Here is a 22,043-nt window from a genome sequence, read left to right as displayed (position 1 = left end):
TACCGTTGGTCGGCATGCGGATCGAGCTGACCACGGACCCGTTCGAGCTCCAGGCCCGCGCCGGGCACTGCCTGGCGCGAGAGCCCCTGCGGCACACCGTCATAGCCACGATGGTCCGCAACGGCGTGGCCGGGGCGATGACGATCGAACCGGTGTTCGCCATGGTCTGTGACGGCGATGCGGTGGTGGGCGTCGCCATCGATACGCCTGGGCACGGTGCGTATCTGGGTGACATACCCGCCCCGGCGCTGCCGGGGGTGGCCGCGGCCCTGTTCGACCGCGATCCCGCCGTCGTCGCGGTCGAAGGAGATCCGCACTCCGCGTCGGAATTCGCCCTTCATTGGCAACGTCTGTCCGGCAATGCCTTTCGGCTGCAGTGGACGACGCGGCTCTATCGCCTCGGGGAACTGCGCGTCCCCGCCGTGCCCGGCATCGCCCGCCGCGCCGGCGACTCCGACATCGATCAGTGCGTTCGCTGGGCCGAGCGCATGCGGCGCGAGGAGGACATCGGTCCCGACCCGCGTGCGGTCCCCGATCGGATCGCCGCGGGGCAGTGGTGGCTGTGGGAGGACGCGGGTGCGCCGGTATGCGTGGTCGCGCATCAGCGGCGCGCATACGGCTGGACCCGCATCGGGCCGGTCTACACTCCGCCCGAATTCCGCCGCCGCGGGTACGCCGCGGCCGCCACCGCGCGGGTGTCGAAAGCGCTGCGCGACAGCGGCTCCCAGGTATGCCTGTTCGCCGATCTCGCCAACCCGACCTCGAACAAGATCTATCGGGACATCGGTTTCGAGCCGGTCGGTGATTTCCCGCGGTTCGTATTCGACGCGTCGCAATGAGGCGGCTAGGCGGTGCGCCGCAGTGCCGACTTCTCCGGCTCGAACGGGGTGTTCTGAGCGGCCGCGAGCCACCACCGGCCGTCGCGTTCCACCAGCACGTACATGGCCGTCTCGGAGAAGCCGGCGGGATCGGCTGCCTGCCTGCGGATCTGGGCCACCACCACGCCCGGCGCCGGTGTGGTCGCGGCGACCACCTCGAAGGTCGAGGGCGGTGCCACCTGTCCGGCCATCAGGCGGTGGTGAATCGGATTGAGCTGGTCGTAGCCGACGACGGTGGCGCCGAACGGGCTGCCCCACAGCACATCCGCGGCGAAGGAGTGGTCGTAGAGATCGGCATCGCCGGTCTCGCCCGCGCGTTGCAGCTCCGCGGCGAAATCGGCGGCCACCCGCTGTGCGGTGGTGCGGGCCGCGGGGTCGTCGAGGGTGGGACGCTGTGTCATGGCTGGCTCCTGTGTCGTCGGGCGCTCGGGCTACAGCCAACCTAGAAGCTCAACTCAACTCGAGGTCAAGTCGGCCGCGCGGACCGCTGGCGGATCGATGGCGTGGCCGGCGCCGTTCAGGATTCGGGACAGAGCACGGCGCAAGGCGGCGGCGGGATCGTCCGGTGCGGCCGGGACCCGCCACGCGATCACCTGGTCCGGGCGGACCAGAAGCGCGCCCGTCGGTGTCGCACCGACGGTGTCGCACCATGTTCGGTCCATGCGAACGATGTCGACGGGCTGATCGCCGAGTTGCCAGTCCGGCGAATCCGGTCCGATCAGCAGTGTGAATCTCGTTCCGATCAGATCGAGAGTGGAGCGGCCGTCGGCGAGGTAACGGTGGGGCAGCCGGGTGCCCGGCTGCCCGGTCAGATCCAGGTGGTCCATGGTGTGCGGACTGTGGTCGTCGATGAACGCGCCCGCGGGATAGCGAGTGCCCAGCACGAGGGCGATCGGGTCGGCGAGCGGTGTGCCGTCGGTGGATTCGCGAGTCATGGTGCGCAGGTTCGCGGTTCGGATACTGGATTGATCGGCGATGTATCGGCCGAGGGGGCGGCGCTCGCTGTCGTAGCTGTCGAGCAGTTGTGGTGATGCCGCGCCACGCAGCACCAGCGCCAGTTTCCAGGCCAGATTGTGGCCGTCCTGGATACCGGTATTGGCGCCTGCGGCCGCGTACGGCGGCATCACGTGCGCCGCGTCGCCTGCCAGGAACACCCGGCCCGATCGGAAGGTGTCGGCGATGAACATCCCCGGCTCCCAGGGCAGGACGCTCAGCACCTCCACATCGATGTCGGGGACGCCGATGGCCTCTCGCAGCAGTTCGGGCCAGCGGTCGGCGGGGCGGTCGACCTCTGCCGAACTGGTGAAGATCCATCGCCGTGCGCCGTCCACCGAGGCGAAAGCGCCGGGGATGCGGTGGTTCTCGATCTGGCAGAGGTTGAATTCGCGCCCGCGCACCAATTCCGCCAGATCCGCGCGGAAGTACACGTTCACCGCGCGGCCTAGTGTGCCGCGGCCGTGGCGGCCGATATTCAGTTGCTCGCGGATCGGGCTGTGCGCGCCGTCCGCCGCGACCAGGTATGACGCTCGCACGGCGTCGACACGTTCCGGACCTGTGCGCAGTGTCGCGGTGAGACCCGCCGCGTCCTCGGCGATGTCGACGCATTCGACCCCGAAGCGGATATCGCAGCCGCGTGCCCGCGCCAGGTCGCGCAGGACGGGCTCCAGCCGATCCTGCGCGCACAAGCAGGCCGACGCGGGCGTGATCGCATCCCAGTCCGGCAGCCCGCCCGGGAATGTGAACGGCAGCCGCTGCGCCCGGGCCAGTGTGGGGCCCGCCGCCATCGCCTGATGCGCCGAGAGTCCGCGGGCCGCGTCCTCGACCGCCTCGGCGATGCCGATCCGGCGGAACAGTTCCATCGTGCGGATATTGATCCGGCGTGCCTTCGGCTGGGCCGAGGTGGTGGTCCGGCATTCGACCACTATCACCGGAACGCCCTGATGCTTCAGGAACAGTGCGGCGGTCAGGCCGGTCAATCCGCCGCCGACGATCAGCACCGGGTCTGCGTGTACATCGTACATCATGTGTACGTTGTACACCGATGGTTGAATTCCGGCAAGGAGGTGTGCACGGTGACCGAGGAAGTGCCCGGACCGCTCATCTGGTCCCTGCCGGAACCGCCCGGCCGGCCGACGACGAATCTGAGCCGGGCCGAGATTCTGCGCGCGGGGATGGCGATCGCCGATGCCGAGGGCGCGCGGGCGCTGACGATGCGCCGGGTGGCCCAGGCCGTCGGCGCGTCCACGCCGATGTCGCTGTATCGCTACGTGGGCAGCAAGGACGGGCTGGTCGATCTGATGATCGACGCCGTCTACGGTGAAGTACCGCTGTCGGCGGGCTCGGACTCGGCGAGCACCGCGCAGTGGCGCGACGCGCTGGAACGTCTGGCGCTGGACACCTGGGGCGTGATCCGACGGCACCTGTGGTTCGGCGAACTCGTCCACAGCCGCCCGCCGCTGGGCCCGAACGCACTGCGCTACTTCGATTTCCGCTTCGCCGTGCTCGAACCGCTGGGCCTGTCGGCCGACGACCTGTCACTGCTGACCGGTGCGGTGGACGGCCATCTGTTCGGCGCCGCCCTGCAAGCGGCGGAGGAGCAACGCATGCGAACCCGCGTGGGGCTGGCCACCGACGACCAGCTCGCCCGGGCCGCGAAACCACTGGTGGAGCCGCTCCTGGAAGAGGGCCGCTATCCCGCCTTCACCCGGTGGTTCCACGGCCGCACCGGCTCCGGCCCCGCCGACCCCGTGGTGTGGACACTGCGGTGCCTGCTCGACGGCATCGTCGCCCGCATGGGGCTCGACGAACCGGGAGCCCGATAGGGCCGGCGAGCGCCTAATCCGGCCTGGGTACAACCCATTCGAAGGCGCGAGCCTCGGAGCGAGCGCCTTCGGCGGTGCGGGAGCGATTGGGTTCGCCCAGGTCGGTCAGCAGCCGTTCGGTGAGGTCGACCATGGTCGCCAGGGCCGCGGGTGTGAACCAGCCGGGGCGGGTGGCGAACAGGATGTCCTCGCTGGCGGTGTTGCCACTCGCCCCCGGTGCGAAGGGGCAGCCACCCAGACCGCCCAGGGAACCGTCCACGGCATCCGCGCCCGCGGCCAGTGCCGCGAGGGAGTTGGCGACACCCATACCCCAGGTGTCGTGGCCGTGAAAGAGGATGCGGCGCGGCGGAGTTCCCGATCGCACGGCCGCGATCAGAGCGTGCACCTGCGCCGGATACGCCTGGCCCAGCGTATCGGCGACCACGATGTCGGCAGCGCCGTCGGTGCGCGGATCGGCGGCGATGGCCAGCACCCGCTCCGGATTCACCGGCCCGTCGAACGGGCAGGTGAAAGACGTTGCCAGACAGAGCTGAATCGACCCGCCGACCTCCTCGGTCAGCCGGATCGCCTCGGGCATCGCGGCCACGCTGTCCTCTGCCGTGCGGCCGATATTGGCCTTGTTGTGGGCATCCGACACCGACAGGCAGTACTGGAACTTCCGCACCCCCGCCTCAGCGGCGCGCGCGACCTGTCGCGGCGTCGCCACCCACACCCAACAGCGTTGCAGCTCTTCGGGCGTCAGCGCGGCCACGACCTCCATGGAGTTGGCCATCGGCGGCACCAGATCCGGGCGTGCCATCGAGCCGATCTCGAGTTCCGGCACGCCCAGGGCGAGCAGGGTGCGAGCGATCTCCACCTTGTGCTCGGTCGGCAACACCTTGCCGGTCAACTGAAGTCCGTCCCGCAGAGTCACGTCCCGCAGCGTGCCCGCGGTTGGGGTCACAACGTCGCTCATCACGCCTCCAGTGTCTTGCGGGACACCCGCACCCGGTCGGCGAGACGAGCCGCTGCGCGATTGTCGCTCATCACGCCTCCGGTGTCTTGCGGGACACCCGCACCCGGTCGGCGAGACGAGCCGCTGCGCGATTGTCGCTCATCACGCCTCCAGGCCATCGATGTCGGCGTCCGACATTCCCAGCAGTTCCGAAAGGACCTCGCGGGTGTGTTCGCCCAAGTCGGGGCCTACCGTGCGGATGGGGAGCGAACGCTCGCCGATCACCGGGACGATGCCGGTGAAGGCGACCTGTTTCGGTTCGGCGGCGCCGACGTCGACCGGGAAGTGCTGAATCATGTTGCGCGCCCGATACTGTTCGTCGGCGACGATATCGGCGGCGGTGTAGATCGGGCCGCACGGAATGGCCGCCTGTTCGAGGATCGCCAGCGCCTCGTCGCGGGTGTGGCGCACACTCCATTCGCCGATCGCGGCGTCGAGGCGGTCGCGGTGGCGCCAGCGGCCCGCGTTGTCCTGCAATTCCGGATCCTCGGCGAGATCGGGGCGCTCGATCACCTGCATATAGCGGCGGAAGATCGCGTCGCCGTTGCCGCCGATGATGATGCTGGTGCCGTCGGCACACGGGTAGGCGTTACTCGGTGCGATCCCTTCCATCCGCCCGCCGACGCGCTGGCGGTTGATGCCGTACGCCTCGTAGTCGGGGACCAGCGATTCCATCACGGAGAGAATCGATTCGTTCAGCGCCACATCGATAATGCGCTGCGGCAACGGGATTCGCTCCTCGGCCCCCCTGCGCTGGAACAGTGCCAGCACCGTGCCGAAGGCGGCGTAGATCCCCGCGATGGAATCCCCGATCGACACGCCCACCCGCACCGGCGGCCGATCCGGATCACCGACCAGCTCGCGCAGCCCGCCGATCGCCTCCGCGACCGCGGCGAAACCCGGCCGCTGCGAGAGCGGTCCGGTCTGCCCGTAGGCGGAGATGCGGGTGATGACCAGGTCCGGATTGGCCTCGTCGAGCACCTCCGGACCCAGCCCCCACTTCTCCAGCATCCCGGGCCGGAAATTCTCCAGCAGCACATCGCAGTGCCGGATCAGATCCAGCACGATCGCCCGGCCCGCGTCGGTGCGCAGATCGAGGGTGATCGACTTCTTGTTGCGGTTCACCGTGCGATACAGCATCGAGGTGTCGCCGCCGTAGAGCCGCCAATTGCGCAGCTCGTCACCGGTTTTCGGGCGCTCGACCTTGATCACCTCGGCGCCGAAGTCACCGAGGATGCGCCCCGCGGTCGGCGCCGCGATGTAGTTGCCCAGTTCCAGTACCCGAACGCCGGCCAGCGGTCGAATCTCCATGTACCGATTCAACCACCGGCCGGCGCCGGCGGATCAGGCCACCTCGGCCAGATCCTCGATGATCGAGTAGTGGTCGGCGTTACCGGCGATGCTGAGGCTGGTCCGGCCGTCCACGCCCACCGGGATGTCTCCGGCCAGTGTGATGCGGGTGAGCTGACGGTGCTCGGCGCCGTCGTAGTCGTCGATCGCGTAGTGCTGAGTGGCACGGTTGTCCCAGATCGCCACGTCGCCGAGCGACCAGTTCCACCGCGTGGTGTGCTCGAGCCGGGTCACCCGATCCTGGAGCAGGCGGAACAGCGCATGTGACTCGTTGGTGGACAGACCCACGAACTGCTTGACGAAATGTCCGAGCAGCAGAGCGCGCTCACCCGTCTCGGGGTGAACCCGCACCACCGGATGCTCGGTCTCGTAGTAGGTCGACTGGAATTCCTCGCGGTAGGCCTGCGCGTTGGGGTCCGGCTGCTCGTCGTGGCTCGCGGCGTAGTCGTACTTGTTGGTGTGCACCGCGCGCAACTCCTCGGCCAGCCGCTTCAGCGGTTCCGGCAGCGAGGCGTAGGCGGCCACGGTCGAGGCCCAGGTGGTCGAGCCGCCGTAGCTGGGCAGGGTCACCGCCCGCAGGATCGAGGCCTTCGGAATGCGGTCGACGAAGGTGACATCGCTGTGCCAGCTGTTGGCGCGGCCGTGGTGGGAATCGATCGCCAGGCTCTTCACACCCTTGGACGTGACCGTCGGATGCGGGGTGGTCGGGCTGCCGAGCAGCTGCGCGAATTCGTGCTGACCGTCCTCGGTGAGATGGTGCTGATCACGGAAGAAGATCACCTTGTGCTCGTTGAGGGCCGCGCGGATGGCCGCCACGGTCTCCGGAGCCAGATCCCCGCCGAGCCGGACGCCGTCGATGCGTGCGCCGATGTGGGTTCCGAGTTTCACCACGGACACGGACTCTGCTGCGTGATCGCTTGACATGGAGGGCCTTTCGCTCGGAACTTGCTACGTTCCGAGCACACCATCGAGGCCCGCGCGCGACCAGGTTTACGGTCAGCGCGATCACAAAGACGGCGCCGGCGCTGCGCCCGGCCGACGTGGCTCAGCCGACGTGTTCGCGCAGGTAGGCGAGGTCCTCGGCGACACCTTCGGCCGGTGTTTCCAGCACCACGGGTGCATCTGCGGTGCGGCACACCTCGGCGAGCAACTGTGGGTCGATGGTGCCGTCGGCGAAGTTGGCGTGCCGGTCGGCGCCGGAGTTGAAGTCGTCGCGCGAGGAGTTCAGATGCACCAGATCGATGCGGCCTGTGATCGCGCGGATCCGGTCGACGACGCCGATCAACTCCTCGCCGCCCGCCCAGGCGTGGCAGGTGTCGAGGCAGAAGCCGGCGCCGAAGTCGCCGACCGCATCCCACAGCCGGGCGATCGAATCGAAATGGCGCGCCATGGCGTGATTACCGCCGGCGGTGTTTTCGATGAGAATCGGCACCGCGAAGCCGCCCTTGTCCTGCTGACGCTCGAACAGCTTGCGCCAGTTGACGATTCCGGCCTCGATCTCGGCATCCGAGCGCACGTGCCCGCCGTGCACGACCAGGCCGAACGCGCCCAGATCGGCCGCGGCCTGCGCCTGCTGCGCGACCGCGCTGCGCGAGGGCATGCGCAATCGGTTGTTCGTGCTGGCCACGTTGATCTGATAGGAGGAATGCACCACCACGTCGATCGGGCTGGATTTGATCTCCTCCGCGCGCGGATGCGGCTGTGGTTTGTCCCAGCCCTGCGGATCCACCACGAACATCTGGATGACGTCGGCACCCAATCGCTCGCCGAAGCCGATCGGATCACTGTCTTGGCGGACGTGTGCTCCAATACGCATGGCAGAGAGCGTATCGGTAGGCACCGACAGCCCGCAGCGACAGGCGGGGACCGGGCGTTCACGCGGGCCGGCGGCCCGATCGATCGAGAATGCCGGTTCCGGTGGACTGCTATGGTTTCGGTGATTCCGGCACGGGAAGTGGGAGCGGGGCATGCTGGCCAACGGTGATGTGTTCGCGGGCTACGTCATCGAACGACTGTTGGGCCGCGGCGGTATGGGGCAGGTCTATCTGGCCAAACATCCGCGATTGCCGCGGATGACCGCGCTGAAGCTGCTCAACCGCGAGATGGTCGCCGATCCGGAGATCCGGGCCCGCTTCGAGCGCGAGGCCGATCTGGTCGCGCAACTCGATCATCCCAAGGTCGTCACGGTCTACGATCGCGGCCTCGAGGACGGCCAGCTCTGGATCTCGATGCAGTACATCGACGGTATCGACGCCGCCAGCGTGGATCCGAAGAAGCTGCCGCCGGAGCGGGCCGTGCAGATCATCGCCGAGGTGGCCGAGGCGCTGGACTACGCCCACGGCGCCGGGGTCATGCACCGGGATGTGAAGCCGGGCAACATGTTGCTCGCGCGCTCCACCGGCGGCAAGGGCGAGCGGGTATATCTCACCGACTTCGGCATCGCCCGCCTGCGCGACGACGGCGGTCATCTCACCCAGACCGGAACCTTCACCGCGACCCTGGCCTATGCCTCACCCGAACAGCTCACCGGCGCGCCGCTGGACGGCAGTTCGGACCAGTATTCGCTGGCGTGCAGCCTGTTCTGGCTGTTCACCGGCCGGGGACCGTTCAACGCGCCGAATCCGGCGGCGGTGATCCGTGGCCATCTGCAGGGCCCGCCGCCGGCGCTGAGCAGTGTGCGCCCCGGCCTGCCCGCGAGCCTGGACGCGGTCCTGCTGAAGGCGATGGCGAAGCGCGCGAGCGACCGATTCGGCAGCTGTGCGGACTTCGCCGCCGCCGCCCGCCAGGCGGTCTCCCCGGCCAGTGCGCCGCGCATGCCTACGGTCGGCCGCCCCTACACCGGTCCACCGATGCCGACGACCGGCCGGCCGGGGACCGGGCCGGGACAGCCGGTCGTGCACCGGCCCGCGACCGGTCCGTCGGTGCCGCATGCGGCCCGGCCGCAACCGATGCCGCCGCACGGCGCCGTCCCCCAGCCGTATCCCGCCACCGCCGCGCGACCGGTGAATCAGCCGCAGCCCTACGGTGCGTCCGGCCAGTTCAACCAGTACAACCAGCCCTACGGACACCGGTCGCCGCTACCGCCGATGAATCAGATCCGGCAGAACCAGGCGCCGAAATCGAATACCGGGGTGATCATCGGCATCATCGTCGGCGCGGTGGTGCTGCTGCTGGTGGTTCTGGTGCTGCTGGCCGCGTTGTCGAGCTGACCCGGGCCCGCCACCACAGGTAGGGACCGAGGCACAGCGCGAGCCAGACCAGGCCGATCGCCCACCCCGCCAGCACATCGGTGGCCCAGTGCACGCCGAGATAGATCCGGGTCAGGCCGATCACCACGGCGAACAACGCCGCGACCGCGACGGCCGCGACGCGCACCGCGCGCCCGCGCGACGACAGCACGACCATGGCGGCGAGCGCCCCGACCACGGCGGTGCTGCCCAGCGTGTGACCGGACGGGAACGAGGGACTGGTCTCGGTGACCAGCTGATCGACCGCCGGCGGCCGATGCCGTCCGATCGCCGACTTCAGCACGGAACCGATCACGGCCACCCCGATACCCACCGCGGCCGTGGTCAGCAGTCGCGCCCACTGCCGCCGCACGCCGAACCAGGCGCAGGCCACGATGGTGAGTGTCGTCATCGCCGCGACGCCGCCGGCATCGGTGACGATGCTGATCGCCGGATTCAACCAGCCGATGCGATGGTCGACCACCCAGTCGGTGATCGGCTGGTCGATGCGGGTGACGCCGCCGCCGTCGACCACGTCGTGGCTCAGTTGCGCGGCGCCGCCGAGCGCCGCGGCCGGCACGAGCAACACCGACACCGGCTTCCCTCGCAGAATGCCCTGCTGCACCAGCGCGATCCCACCGACGAGCATCAGCAGGACCGGGGCGAGCGCAGCCATGGCATGAGGATATGTGCGTCGCCACCCGCACTGCCGCATCCGGGTGCGCCGGGGGTGTGCGCCCCAGGTATTGGGGGGAAATCCTGATGGCGCCCGCACGCCGGTTTGGCCAGACTGGAGACCATGACTGCCGATGCCCTGGGCACCGAACCCGCCGCGGCGACCACGCTCGCGGCCCGCGCCACCGACCTGATGAAACTGTACGGATCCGGAGACACCCAGGTCCGCGCCCTCGACGGGGTTTCGGCCGACTTCGCCCAGCGGGAGTTCACCGCGATCATGGGCCCGTCCGGCTCCGGAAAATCGACATTGATGCACTGCCTGGCCGGGCTCGACAGCGCCACGTCGGGCACGGTGCACATCGGCGACACCGCGCTGACCGGGCTGTCGGACAAACAGATGACGCGCCTGCGTCGCGACCGCATCGGCTTCGTCTTCCAGGCATTCAACCTGGTGCCGACGCTGACCGCGCTCGAGAACATCACCCTGCCGCTGGATATCGCGGGCCGCAAACCCGATCAGGAGTGGCTGGACACCGTGATCGGCCGTCTCGGTCTGGGCGATCGCCTCGACCATCGGCCGAGTGAGCTGTCGGGCGGGCAGCAGCAGCGTGTCGCATGTGCGCGGGCGCTGGTCGGCCGGCCCGACATCATCTTCGGCGACGAGCCGACCGGCAATCTCGACTCCCGCTCCTCCGGTGAGGTGCTGTCGATTCTGCGGGCGGCGGTCGACGAATTCGGTCAGACGGTCGTGATCGTGACGCACGAACCGCATGCCGCCTCCTACGCCGACCGCGTGATCTTCCTCGCCGACGGGCGCATCGTCGACGAATTGCGCGATCCGACAGCGGATTCGGTGCTGGACCGCATGAAGTCCCTGGAGGCGTGATGAGCGACAATCGCGCAGCGGCTCATCTCGCCGACCGGGTGCGGGTGTCCCGCAAGACGCTGGAGGCATAGGTCATGGCTGGATCACCGATGCGCAAGGTGGCCTTGCGCAATCTGGCCGCGCACAAGGTGCGGCTGGCGCTGACATTGCTGTCGGTCGTGCTCGGAACCGCTTTCGTCGCAGGCTCTTTCGTCTTCACCGACACCCTGCAGCGCACCTTCGACGGCATCTTCGCCGACCAGGCGAAGGGAGTCGACGTACGGGTGGAGCCGAAACACACACAGTCGCTGGGTGTTCCGAACGAACTGGTCGCGAAGGTCGCCACGACCGACGGCGTGCGCGCGGTCGCGCCGGCGGTACAGGGGCCCGTCGTCCTGCTGAAGGACGGGCATGCGGTCCAGACGGGCGGCGCGCCGAGTTGGGGGCGGTCGTATCTGCCGCCCGACAAGGCGATCGCCGACCCGGAGCATTTCGTCGACGGCGTCGCGCCGGTGACACCGGGGCAGATCGCGATCAATTCCGGCGGGGCCGACCGAGCCGGATTGCACGTGGGGGACAAGGCCAAGGTGCTGATTCCCTCCCGCGGCACGATCGATATGACCGTCAGCGGCATCTACACGGTGTCCTCGGACACCGGCGGATTCATCGGGCTGCTCCTGGACGACGCGCAGGCCCGGGAACTGTTCACCGACGGCGCGCATGTCGCCTACGTGGATGTGGCCGCCGTACCCGGAGTTTCGCCGGATACGTTGCGCGACCGGATCGCGAAGGTGGCGCCGGAATACAAGGTCATGGACGGCGATCAGGTACGCGCCGACCTGAAGGCGCAGGTCGGCAACGCCCTGAAATTCGTCAACTACTTCCTGCTCGCCTTCGGTGCGATCGCGCTGCTGGTCGGCACGTTCATCATCTACAACACCTTCTCGATGATCGTGGCGCAGCGGTTGCGGGAGCTGGCGCTGTTGCGGGCGGTCGGGGCCGGGCGGCGCCAGGTCGGATTGTCGGTGGTGGCGGAGGCCTTCGTGATCGGCCTGATCGGCAGCCTGCTCGGACTGGCCGGCGGCATCGGGCTGGCCTTCGGACTTTCCGCGCTGCTCAACGCCTTCGACCTCGGACTGCCCACCGGAACCATGCAGGTATTGCCGCGGACCGTGCTGGCGGCGATCGGCATCGGCCTGGTGGTGACCGTGGCCAGCGCCTACGCACCCGCGCGGCGGGCGGCCAAGATTCCGCCGGTGGAGGCGATGCGAGAGGAGTTCGCCTCGGTCGGTGAATCGCTGCGCGTGCGCACGGTGATCGGTGCGGTGCTGGCCGTGATCGGGGTGGTCCTGGTGGTGCTCGGGGCGCGCAACACCGGCGGCAACGCCGCGGCCACGGTCGGAGTCGGCGCGGCGGCACTGATTTTCGCGGTGCTCTTCGCCTCACCCGCATTGTCGCGGCCGGTGGTCGGGGCACTGGGTCTGCTGGTGCGTCCGTTCGGCGCGATCGGCGCGATGGCGCGCAACAACGCCGTGCGCAATCCACGCCGCACCGCCGCCACCGCGTTCGCGCTCACTTTGGGATTGATGCTGGTCTCGGCGATCGGCATGCTCGGCGCCTCGGCGAAGGCCAGTGTCGGCGAACTCGTCGACAAGGGTGTCAACGCCGACTACGTGCTGGCCGGGCCGCAGATGATCGGGGTGCCGCTGGGTGCCGCGGAGGCGGCGCGCTCGGTGCCGGACGTGTCCGATGTGGTGGCCTTCCGCGGCGTCGCGCTGCGCGTGGGCGACGACCAGGTCACCGGCACCTCGCCGGACGGGCCGATGGGGCAGGTCCTGCACTACGACATCCGCCAGGGCACCGACAACCTCACCGGCGAGTCTCTGCTGGTTTCGGAAACCGAAGCGGGCGACCGTCATTGGCATGCGGGCGACCGTGTCGAGGTCACCAGTGTGGACAACAAGAAGTTCTCGGTGACCGTCGCCGGCATCTATGCCGACAGCCAGTTGCTCGGCCCCCTGGTGGTGGCGCCGGACCTCTACAACCAGGTGATGCCGGTGGCGTTCCGCACCGACCTGATCGTGCTGGTCAAGGCCGCGCCGGGCGCCGACGTCGCCGCGATGCGGGGCAATCTGGAGAAGGCGACCGCGTCCTACGTGGTGGTGCAGGTGCAGGACCGTGAGGAATTCAAAGGCGCGCAGGGCAAACAGATCAACACCATGCTCGCCATCCTGTACGGGCTGCTGGCATTGGCGGTGGTGATCGCGATCCTGGGCATCGTGAACACGCTCGCCCTCTCGGTCGTCGAGCGGCGGCGCGAAATCGGCATGCTCCGCGCCGTGGGCATGCAGCGACCACAGGTCCGGCGCACGATCTATCTCGAATCCATGCTGATCGCGATCTTCGGCGCCGTGGTCGGGGTGGTCCTGGGTCTGGGACTCGGCGTCGGATTCCTGCGCACGCTGTCGGATCTGGGTTTGAGCACGATCACCGTGCCGTGGGGCCAGATCGTGGGCATGCTGATCGGCTCGGCCGTGGTCGGGGTGCTCGCTGCGCTGTGGCCGGGTGTGCGCGCCGCCCGCACACCGCCGCTGGCGGCTATCGCCGATCTGTGAGAGACACCATCCGTGCGGGCACGGCCGCTGGGCGCAGATGCGTTCAGCGGCCGGCCCGGATCGGGATCAGACGCAGTACTGGCAGACGCCGCCGGCGGGCAGCTGGATGAAGCACTGCGAGCAGACCGCCGGTCGCGGCTCGGAGAATTTGTCCTCCTGTGCCACCGCGGTTTTCGTCACACCGCGACCGCGGCGGCGCGCGTCCACCTTCGGCGTCAGCGGTGGAACACCGACCTCCGCGGGCATCTCCGCGCCGTAGTGCTGATAGCACTGCCAGCGGGCGTAGGCCGCGTGGAGTTCGAGGTCGTCGGGAATCGGCAGGCGGGCGAGTTCGAGCACGTATTTGTAGTCGTCGCCGACGGTGTGGTTCTGGCGTACGCACAGCGCGGTCAGCGGCGGCTCGCCGGCGCCGTGGCAGCGCCGCGCGACCTTCCGCAGAATCGCGGCCATCCAGGTGCGTGTCGGCGCCTCGGTGTGCACACCGGACACGTCCTGAATCCGTTCGGCCAACTCGTTCACAGTGATGAAATGCCCGTATCCGGTCGCGGTTTCGGCCAGTTCGGCATGTGCGGCCAATGCCCAGGCCACCGCCGCCTCGCGAAATGACACCGCAGTGCCGTCACCTACCCGCCATGCTCCTGCCGTCGTGGCCACGGAATTCTTCAACACCGGTCCAAGTTATCGCGTCGATTTCCGCGCCGGCGCGCGGCCCGCCGATCCACGCGGCCCGCGCGGGCGCGAAAGCCCGCCCCGCGCCGAGAACAGCAGGTAGTCGCGCCGCGGTCCTGCGGGCCGTGAGAACCACGCCCCGGCAACCCCTTTCGATGCCCGCGCATGCGGGCGTGCCTCGGGTGGTCATCGGCCGCCGGCGTGCGAGCGGGCCCACGTCGCCACATCGCCGCGGTCGAGGGCCACCGACAGCAGATCGGGAAAGCGGTCGGGGGTGCACGCGAAGGCGGGGACTCCCAGTGCGGCGAGGGCGGCGGCGTTGTCGTGGTCGTAGGCGGGGGCGCCCTCGTCGGAGAGTGCCAGCAGCACCAGAACCTGGACGCCGGCCTCCTTCATGGCCGAGACCCGTCGCAACATCTCGTCGCGGATGCCGCCCTCGTACAGGTCGGAGATCAGGACGAACAGGGTGTCGGCGGGCCGGGTGATCAGTTGCCCGCAGTAGGCGATGGCCCGATTGATATCGGTCCCGCCACCGAGTTGTGTGCCGAACAGCACATCCACCGGATCCGACAGTTGCTCGGTGAGATCCACCACCGCCGTGTCGAAGACCACCAGTGAGGTCTTCAGTGAGCGCATCGACGCGAGTACCGCACCGAAGACGGAGGCGTAGACGACGCTGGCCGCCATGGACCCCGATTGGTCGATCGCGAGCACCACCTCCCGCCGCACCGCCTGCGCCTTGCGCCCGTAGCCGACCAGCTGCTGTGGCACCACCGTGCGGTGTTCGGGCAGGTAGTGGGCGAGGTTGCGGCGGATGGTCCGGTCCCAGTCGATATCGCGCAGCCGCGGACGAGACACCCGGGCCGCGCGGTTCAGCGCACCGGACACCGCCGCGACGGTGCGCGCGGCGAGCCGGCGTTCGATATCGCGCACCACCTTCTCCACCACGACTCGCGCTGTGGCACGGGTGGTTTCGGGCATCATGCGGTTCAGGCTGAGCAGGGTGCCGACGAGCTGGACGTCGGGTTCGACCGCCTCGAGCAGTTCGGGCTCGAGCAGCAGTTGTGTGAGCTGCAGACGGTCGATGGCGTCGCGCTGCATGACCTCGACCACCGTCGACGGGAAGTAGGTGCGGATATCGCCCAGCCACCGGGCGACCTTCGGCGCCGAACCGCCCAGGCCGGCGGCGCGCTTGTCCGACGGGGTGTGTTCGTCGGCGTTGTAGAGCGCCGACAGCGCCCGGTCCATCGCCGCGTCCTCGGCCGCGGCGAGCCCGCCGAGTCCTTCCTCGGCGGGAGCGCCGAGGACCAGCCGCCAGCGCCGGGCCTGCGCCTCGTCCGATTCGATCCGTGTCATCGTCGGCTCCTCTTCGCTCGAATCATCGTGCGCCTACCAGGATTTCGGTCGCCGCGTGCAGTGCCAGGATGCCGCGAGCCGCGTCCGGCCCGGAGCGGTCGCGCTGCGGTGCGGCCACGGGCGTCCCGTCCCGGACGGCGCGGGCGATGGCCTGGCGTTCTCCCGCCTCGAAGGCGCCGAAGGTCCGCCGCAACAGCGGCAGTGTCGCGACGAACTGCTCCTCGTCCAGCTCGCGCAGCCAGGAGTCGATGCGCCGCAGCAGGTCTCGGTCGTGGACGAGCAGCAGGCCGCGTCCGCCCAGGAAACCGTCGATCCACGCGGCCTTCTCCGCCGGGCTGTGGCCGATCGACAGCGCCGCCGACAGCCGGCGCGCGGCCTCGGCGTCGGCGATGATTCCCGCGTCGCAGAGCAATCGGACCGCGCGACCCACCAGCGCCCCGTGCACATCGTCGCGGTCGGCCACCAGACCCAGTGCCGCGAGCCAGGACCGAGTGGCATGCGCCTCGTCGCGCGTCGCGATGGCGACGTGGGTGGCATCGATCAGGCCGCGTAGCTGCGTGGCGGCATCGGTGTCGAGACCGGTGACGGCGCCGGGCAATCCGGCACAGATGCGCAGGAGCAGGCCGTCGGCGACCCGCGCCAGCGCGCCCACATCGGTGCTGCGGACATCGCCGTAGCGCAGTGTGCGGATCAACCCGGGCAGCGCGGCGAGCAGGTGGGTGACGTCGTGATCCAGCGCGGCCACCGCTTCCAGGCGAGCGACCAGACCGTCCACCGCGCCGCCGAGGTCGGCCAGCAGCGCGGTTTCCAGGGCCGCGCTGATATCGGCGACCGTGGCGTCGGCGGCGCCGGCTCGGTCGAGAATCTTCGCCTCGGCCGCGGTGCGGATGGTGGTACCCCAGCGCGATGCCTCGATGACCGCGACCGAGAGGCCGGGTTCCCACCGCAGCGCCCAGGATTCGCGGAAGGTGCCGGTATTGCGCACCTCGCCGGTCATCGGTGTGCCCCAGTCGATTTCGAGCAGTCGCAGCCGATGCAGCAGATGCGACCGGGCCACATCGCGGTCCTTGCGCAGATCCAGGTCCACCTGCTGGGCCAGGGCCTGCTGTTTGAGCCGCAGGGTCCGCGACTGCGCGCGCAGGTCGGCGTCCAGCGGGACGGTCGGCGTGCTCTCGGGCACCGAACCGAGCGCCTCGCCGACGACCAGTTCGCTGCTGACGAACCGCAGCATCGACTCGTCGCCTTCGCAGAGCACCGACCGCGTGGCATCGGTGACCTCGGACAATCCCGGTGCGGGGCGCCCGCGCAGTGCGGCCAGCGTCTCGGCCAGTCGTACCGATTCGATGATGTGCGCACTGGACACCGGCAGGTCGCGAGCACGCAGCGCACCGGCCACCCGGGTGAACCAGCGTGCGATCGGCTCGTCGGTCCGGGTGAACAGATGGTGATACCAGCCCGGTGAGGTGATACCCGCGCCGTATCCGGACGAGCCGGCCAGCCGGGAGTGGGTCCACGGCACCCAGGTCAGTGTGGCCTTCACCTTCGGCAGCCCCTTGAGCAGACGGGAATCGGCCGCCGCCGGACCGAGTTTGCCCGCCAACGCCGGGGCATGCCATGCCCCGCAGACCACCGCGATCCGGCGCGCACCGCCCTTGAGCGTCCGGCGGATGACCTGCCGCATGTACGCCTCGCGCTGCAGGGTACGCAGGTCGATACCGCCGGGCAGGAGCTCGGCCGGTGTGGATGAATCATGTTGTGGCGCAGCATCTCCCGTGTCGTCGATCGTGCCTGCGTCGTCCCGATCCGGGGTGGACGGCGCGGGCTCCTCGGCTGCCCGGAGTGCGCCCATGGCCTCGGTGATGGCGTCGAAGATCTCGGTGCCGTTCCCGGTGGGAGTCGACGACGATTCGATGACGGCGTCCCACCACCGCTCCGGATCGTCGTATCCGCCCGCGGCGGCCAGCGCGGCCAGCGGATCACCGCTGTCACCCGGTTCGGTGTCGAGGGCGAGGGTGGTGGCGGCGGGGAGATCGCAAAAGCTCACGGGCACGGCGTGTTCGGACGCATACCGCAGCGCCTGCCATTCCGGGGAGAACACGGCGAACGGCCAGAACGCCGCCCGCGAGGGCTCGTTCGGGGCATAGGCCAGCAGTGCCACCGGTGGCGCCATTCCCTCGGCGGCGACGTACGCGACCAGCGGATCGGCGTCGGCCGGGCCTTCGATCAGGATCGCATCCGGACGGAAACGCTCCAGCGCCCACGACAGCGAGCGCGCCGACCCGGGGCCGTGGTGGCGGATCCCGAAGATCTGCGTTCGCGGCTCGTCGAGCGCGACGGCTTCGCCGCTCATCCGTGCACCTCACGGCAGGCGCGGTAGAAATCGGACCACTCCGGGCGTTCGCGGACCACGGCCTCGAGGTACTCGGTCCACACGACGGCGTCGGCGACCGGATCCTTGATCACCGCGCCGAGTACCGCACCGGCGATATCGCTCGCGCGCAGCACCCCGTCCCCGAAATGAGCGGCGAGCGCGATACCGTTGGTGAGCACCGAAATCGCCTCCGCCGTCGACAATGTGCCCGACGGCGACTTCAATTTTGTCCGGCCGTCCTCGGTGATGCCGGAACGCAGTTCGCGGAAGACCCGCACCACGCGCCGCACTTCCTCGGCGGCGGCCGGAATCGGCGGCAATTGCAGTGCGGCGCCGAGTTGTTCGACCCGCCGGGTGACGATCGCGACCTCGTCGTCCTCGCCGGCGGGCAGCGGCAGCACCACGGTGTTGAACCGGCGGCGCAGCGCGGAGGAGAGTTCGTTGACGCCGCGGTCGCGGTCGTTCGCGGTGGCGATGACGTTGAAGCCCTTGGCCGCCTGCACCTCGATACCGAGTTCCGGTACCGGTAGCGTCTTCTCCGACAGCACGGTGATCAGTGCGTCCTGCACATCGGAGGGAATGCGGGTGAGCTCCTCGACCCGGGCGATCGTGCCGGTGCGCATCGCGGTCATGACCGGCGAGGGCACCAGGGCGCCGTCGCTGGGTCCTTCCGCGAGCAGGCGCGCATAGTTCCAGCCGTATCGGATCGCCTCTTCGGCGGTTCCGGACGTGCCCTGCACCAACAACGTCGACGCGCCGCTGACCGCCGCCGAAAGATGTTCCGAAACCCAGGTTTTCGCGGTGCCCGGTACGCCGAGCAGCAGCAGCGCGCGATCGGTCGCCAGCGTCGCCACCGCCACCTCCATCAGGCGCCGCGGCCCGACGTACTTCGGGGTGATCACCGTGCCGTCGGGCAGGGTGCCGCCGAGCAGGTAGGTGACCACCGCCCAGGGCGACAGGCGCCACGACGGTGGACGCGGACGGTCGTCGACCGCGGCGAGGGCTCGCAGTTCGTCGGCGTAGGCCTGTTCGGCATGGGGGCGCAGCAGGTCGGCGGGCGGGTTCTGGGTCGTGGTCATGCCAGCTCCTCGAGCATCAGGGTGCGTTGGGTCAGATCGTCGGCGAGGCGGTCGAAGGCGCTCTGCCAGGAGGGGTCCGCGCAGCGGCGGGCGGCGACGGATACCGCCGCGACCGCGCGGACCGGGAAATTGATCGCGGCACTGCGCAGCAGCGTGCGATAGGAGGCGGGCGACAGCCCGGCCGCTCCGGGACGGGCGGCGGCCAGATGAGCCCGGTCGAGCAGCAGCCGGACCAGATGTTCGGCCAGCGGCTGGGGCCACGGCCGCGGTAACGCCGAGACCAGCAGTTCCAGTTCGGCCAGCCAGCTGCTGTCCAGACCGCACAGGTACCGTACGCGCCGGTCGACCGGCAGCAGCGCGAACAACTGCTGCCGCAACCGCGGATCCGTGCCCAGAGTCGGCGTGGTGGTCAGCACCTCGAACAGTGGCGGCGCCCAGCGGGAATCACCCTGTGCGAGAGCCGCTTCCGACCAGCCCGCGGCGACCGGTCCGAGGATGTCGTCGGGCAGCCGCAGCGCGGTGGCCGCCTCCGCAGAGCCGCACAGCTGTTCCCAATGGCGCAGCGGGGTGGCGGCCATCAGGCGGCGCAGCCGTTCGGCATCCACGTCGGCCCCGCCGTCGCGGCGGTAGGCCACCGGATCGAGCCGGTCGCCGAGTCCGTCGCGGCGGGCCGCGTCGTCGAGATCGTGCGGCAGGTGCGCCTCGAGCGCGCCGGAGCGGATGATCAGCCACCGGCTCGCGCGTTCGCGCATCCGTTCCGCGAAGGCCGAATCCGGCAGGTGCGCAAGGAGATCGGCGGCCGTACGGCGAACCTCGGGCCGCCCGTCGTCGAGGGCGGATTCGAGCAGTGGCTCGTCGTCGGGCCCGACCCCGGCCGCCAGGACCGCCAGCAGTTCGGCTCGGCCGCGTGCCGGTTCCCGGCTCCAGGTGTCGGCCAAAGCACGCCGGGCCGCCGCGGCGTCGCGGGCGCGCAGGGCGGCCAGCCAGCTCCGGCGTTCGGCGGGCCGGCCGTGCGTCCACACCTCGGGATCGTCGTCGCCGGTCCGCAGCAGCGGCCGCCAGCGTGGATGCAGCGCCGCCAGCCAGCGACCCCGGGCGCCCGCCAGGCGCAGCAACGGACCTCGCAGCGCGGCTTGGCTTCTCGCGGTCTCGAGCAGTGTGGCGCAGAGTGCGTCGGGCGCGCGCGGATCGCCGGGCAGTGCCGCCTCGAACCATTCCGCGAGCATCGGCGAACCGTCCGCCAGCAGATGTCGCAGCCGCTGCGCCGCCGCCCGCGGCAACCGGTCGCGATCGTCGTCGGCGGCCGGGGCGAGCGGCTCGGTCCGGGCCGGCCGCACCCCGCCGCGGTGGTACAGCTCCTGGAGCGCCACCGCACCCAGCACGGCGTGTTCCGGAGTGTCGGCGCGAGCGGCGGCGGTCACCGCATCGGCCAGTCCCGCGGGATCGAGGGTGCGTCGGGCGGTGCCCAGCAGCGCGACCGGCACCACCGTCTCCGACGATGCCGGAACCGCGGTGCCGGGGGTCGGCACATCGGTGAGCGATTCCGTCTCGACTCCGATGAGTTCGCCGGCCACCAGCGCGGAGACGGGGATCAATCCGGCCGCGGTCCACTCACCGACCACCGTCACGGGATGACCGCCCGACAAGCCGATCAACTGCCACGGCACCTCGGCGGTCGCGGCGAGTGGCACCGCCGTGCCGTCCGGTTCGGCGAGAAACCAGCCGGCCGAACCCGGGCTGGGGACCACATCCGCCAGCAACATCGGCCATCCCCGCAGCCACGGGTCGGCGCTCAGCGCTCGCGCGTGGGCCTCGAGTTGGCCGGCGATGGACGCCGATTCCGACACGATGGTGGTGAAGGGTTCGGGCTCGCCGTGGCGGACGCCCCAGACCGCGCGCAGCGGCATAGCCCCCGGATAGAAGTGCAGGTCCGCCTCGACCATGGTGCCGGGAATCGGCAGCTCGCCGGGGAAACTCGCACTGCCGAAGCTGTGGTCGAGCACATGAGCCCAGCGCTGGGTGGCCCGCCCGAGCAGCAGAGTGCGGCGGGTGAAGACCCGTTCCTCCTCCGTGACGCGCACCCCGAGCACCATCCACCGGTCGCGGATCCCGGGCTCGCCGCCGCGGACCTCCTCGGCCTTGGCCGGATAGCCGATATGGGCGCGCACCCCGGCGGCCAGCGCGGGCGGCAGTTGGTCGAGCCGCCGGTGCGCGCCGATCAGCAGGTGCAACCGGGCGTATTCGCTGAGCAGAATCGCCGGCCACTGTTCGACGCCGAGCATGCGGCGCGGCAGTTGCCGCAGGGCTGCCGCCACCCCCGGCGCTTGGGAGTCGACCATCCGGGCGGCCACCGCCTCCAGCGCCACCGCGGAATGGTCGGCCTGGGCCAGGCCGGTGCGAATCTGGTCGCCGAGCCAGATGTCGAGATCGTCGAGTCCGGTGGTGACCCGCGCCCGCCGCTGGTCGAGCGTCGCCTGTTTCGTGCCGCGGGTCGCCGGTTCGGCCGGTTTCGCGGCCCGCGCGGCCCGGCTCGCGAGCCATTCGGTCGCGAAGTCGGCGGGCGCGTCGGCCGCCGGGACCGTGCCCTGCGACCACAGCAGCAACAGCGACAGCGCATGTTTGCAGGGAAATTTCCGGCTGGGACACGAACAGCGGTAGGCGGGCCCCGACAGGTCGACGATCGTCTGGTACGGCGTGGCGCCGCTGCCCTTGCATCGCCCCCACAGCGCACCACCGTGGGTGCCGGTGCCCAGCCACGCGGCGGTGAGCTTGCGGGCGGCGCTCACCGATGCGGTGTCGGGCGCCAGGGCCAGCACATTGTCGGCGGTGACGGCGTAGGTCGCGGCCGGAGAGGTCGTCACGTGTTCCCCCGTTCGTTCGGTACCCCGGATTTGTACCCGAGGCCACCGACAAGATCGCGCGGGCGGTCTTCCGGGCCGTCGGCCGAACGACGGCGGCCGGGTTCGCTCGTCGGTTGCGAACGAATTCCCCTGGCGCGGAATGTCATTGCAGAATCAAGCACTGTTGTGGTTGATCGTGATCTCTGGCATTCTGATCTGTTCGGTTGAACCGAGCCACCCGTGAGGGGTGTAACCCGTGGAACTGCCCGGCCGGGACGGCCGAGGGGTGGACATCGGGC

General features: G+C 69.9%; 17 protein-coding genes. 5 read left to right on the top strand and 12 right to left on the bottom strand.

Annotated features, from left to right (window positions below; all coding sequences use genetic code 11):
* Positions 1-14 precede the first annotated feature (14 nt).
* Positions 15-839 (top strand): GNAT family N-acetyltransferase, encoded by an 825-nt coding sequence (locus tag RJ03_RS19945; RefSeq protein ID WP_063820412.1) that lies wholly within the window; start codon positions 15-17, stop codon positions 837-839.
* Positions 840-844: 5 nt separating this feature from the next.
* Here RJ03_RS19945 and RJ03_RS19940 read toward each other — a convergent pair whose 3' ends face one another.
* Together RJ03_RS19940 and RJ03_RS19935 are read right to left on the bottom strand one after the other, a co-directional pair.
* The gene (locus RJ03_RS19940; protein WP_036504610.1) at positions 845-1,279 is read right to left on the bottom strand and encodes an SgcJ/EcaC family oxidoreductase; all 435 of its coding nucleotides are present in this window, start codon (positions 1,277-1,279) and stop codon (positions 845-847) included.
* A gap of 54 nt (positions 1,280-1,333) precedes the next feature.
* A complete protein-coding gene (locus tag RJ03_RS19935) occupies positions 1,334-2,902 on the bottom strand; it encodes an FAD-dependent monooxygenase (RefSeq protein WP_245552332.1) in 1,569 nt (522 codons plus the stop codon).
* A 48-nt stretch (positions 2,903-2,950) separates the two neighbouring features.
* On the opposite strand from RJ03_RS19935, the gene RJ03_RS19930 reads away from it, so the two are divergent.
* Positions 2,951-3,700 (top strand): TetR/AcrR family transcriptional regulator, encoded by a 750-nt coding sequence (locus tag RJ03_RS19930; RefSeq protein WP_232329547.1) that lies wholly within the window; start codon positions 2,951-2,953, stop codon positions 3,698-3,700.
* A 13-nt stretch (positions 3,701-3,713) separates the two neighbouring features.
* Here the strand turns inward: RJ03_RS19930 and RJ03_RS19925 are convergent, their stop codons facing one another.
* From RJ03_RS19925 to RJ03_RS19910, 4 genes are all read right to left on the bottom strand, one after another.
* Positions 3,714-4,655, bottom strand: coding sequence for a hydroxymethylglutaryl-CoA lyase-like TIM-barrel protein (locus RJ03_RS19925; RefSeq protein ID WP_036504608.1), 942 nt, complete (start codon positions 4,653-4,655; stop codon positions 3,714-3,716).
* Between the two features lie 141 nt (positions 4,656-4,796).
* Entirely contained in the window at positions 4,797-6,005 is a 1,209-nt protein-coding gene (locus RJ03_RS19920; protein WP_036504604.1) for a CaiB/BaiF CoA transferase family protein, read from the bottom strand.
* A gap of 33 nt (positions 6,006-6,038) precedes the next feature.
* On the bottom strand, positions 6,039-6,968 hold the full coding sequence (locus tag RJ03_RS19915; protein WP_036504602.1) for a TauD/TfdA dioxygenase family protein: 930 nt from the start codon (positions 6,966-6,968) through the stop codon (positions 6,039-6,041).
* A 121-nt stretch (positions 6,969-7,089) separates the two neighbouring features.
* Entirely contained in the window at positions 7,090-7,860 is a 771-nt protein-coding gene (locus tag RJ03_RS19910) for a deoxyribonuclease IV (protein WP_036504600.1), read from the bottom strand.
* A 151-nt stretch (positions 7,861-8,011) separates the two neighbouring features.
* Between RJ03_RS19910 and RJ03_RS19905 the strand changes: the two genes are divergently transcribed.
* Positions 8,012-9,253, top strand: coding sequence for a serine/threonine-protein kinase (locus RJ03_RS19905; RefSeq protein WP_051024900.1), 1,242 nt, complete (start codon positions 8,012-8,014; stop codon positions 9,251-9,253).
* Here RJ03_RS19905 and RJ03_RS19900 read toward each other — a convergent pair.
* Positions 9,189-9,947, bottom strand: coding sequence for a phosphatase PAP2 family protein (locus RJ03_RS19900; RefSeq protein ID WP_051024899.1), 759 nt, complete (start codon positions 9,945-9,947; stop codon positions 9,189-9,191). The two genes, RJ03_RS19905 and RJ03_RS19900, sit on opposite strands and share 65 nt — an antisense overlap.
* 123 nt (positions 9,948-10,070) lie before the next feature.
* Between RJ03_RS19900 and RJ03_RS19895 the strand changes: the two genes are divergently transcribed.
* Positions 10,071-10,835 carry an ABC transporter ATP-binding protein gene (locus RJ03_RS19895; RefSeq protein ID WP_051024898.1) on the top strand — a complete coding sequence of 255 codons (765 nt, stop codon included), beginning with the start codon at positions 10,071-10,073 and terminating at the stop codon, positions 10,833-10,835.
* Positions 10,836-10,909: 74 nt separating this feature from the next.
* Positions 10,910-13,429 carry an ABC transporter permease gene (locus tag RJ03_RS19890; protein ID WP_036504598.1) on the top strand — a complete coding sequence of 840 codons (2,520 nt, stop codon included), beginning with the start codon at positions 10,910-10,912 and terminating at the stop codon, positions 13,427-13,429.
* Positions 13,430-13,495: 66 nt separating this feature from the next.
* Here the strand turns inward: RJ03_RS19890 and RJ03_RS19885 are convergent, their stop codons facing one another.
* From RJ03_RS19885 to RJ03_RS19865, 5 genes are all read right to left on the bottom strand, one after another.
* Complete coding sequence (locus RJ03_RS19885; protein ID WP_036504672.1) at positions 13,496-14,038, bottom strand: hypothetical protein; 543 nt, start codon at positions 14,036-14,038, stop codon at positions 13,496-13,498.
* A 246-nt stretch (positions 14,039-14,284) separates the two neighbouring features.
* Positions 14,285-15,454, bottom strand: a complete 1,170-nt coding sequence (locus RJ03_RS19880) for a VWA domain-containing protein (protein ID WP_036504595.1) — start codon at positions 15,452-15,454, stop codon at positions 14,285-14,287.
* A 22-nt stretch (positions 15,455-15,476) separates the two neighbouring features.
* A complete protein-coding gene (locus tag RJ03_RS19875) occupies positions 15,477-17,804 on the bottom strand; it encodes a DUF5682 family protein (RefSeq protein WP_036504594.1) in 2,328 nt (775 codons plus the stop codon).
* Positions 17,801-18,904, bottom strand: a complete 1,104-nt coding sequence (locus RJ03_RS19870; protein WP_036504592.1) for an ATP-binding protein — start codon at positions 18,902-18,904, stop codon at positions 17,801-17,803. The genes RJ03_RS19875 and RJ03_RS19870 overlap by 4 nt, the downstream gene beginning before the upstream one ends.
* Entirely contained in the window at positions 18,901-21,765 is a 2,865-nt protein-coding gene (locus tag RJ03_RS19865) for an SWIM zinc finger family protein (protein ID WP_063820409.1), read from the bottom strand. The genes RJ03_RS19870 and RJ03_RS19865 overlap by 4 nt, the downstream gene beginning before the upstream one ends.
* Between the last annotated feature and the right edge of the window lie 278 nt (positions 21,766-22,043).

Source organism: Nocardia aobensis NBRC 100429 (assembly GCF_000308375.1).
In the GTDB taxonomy this organism is placed as follows: domain Bacteria; phylum Actinomycetota; class Actinomycetes; order Mycobacteriales; family Mycobacteriaceae; genus Nocardia; species Nocardia aobensis.
The sequence above is the reverse complement of the archived record's forward strand: the minus strand, read 5'-3'. Positions and strand labels throughout refer to the sequence as shown.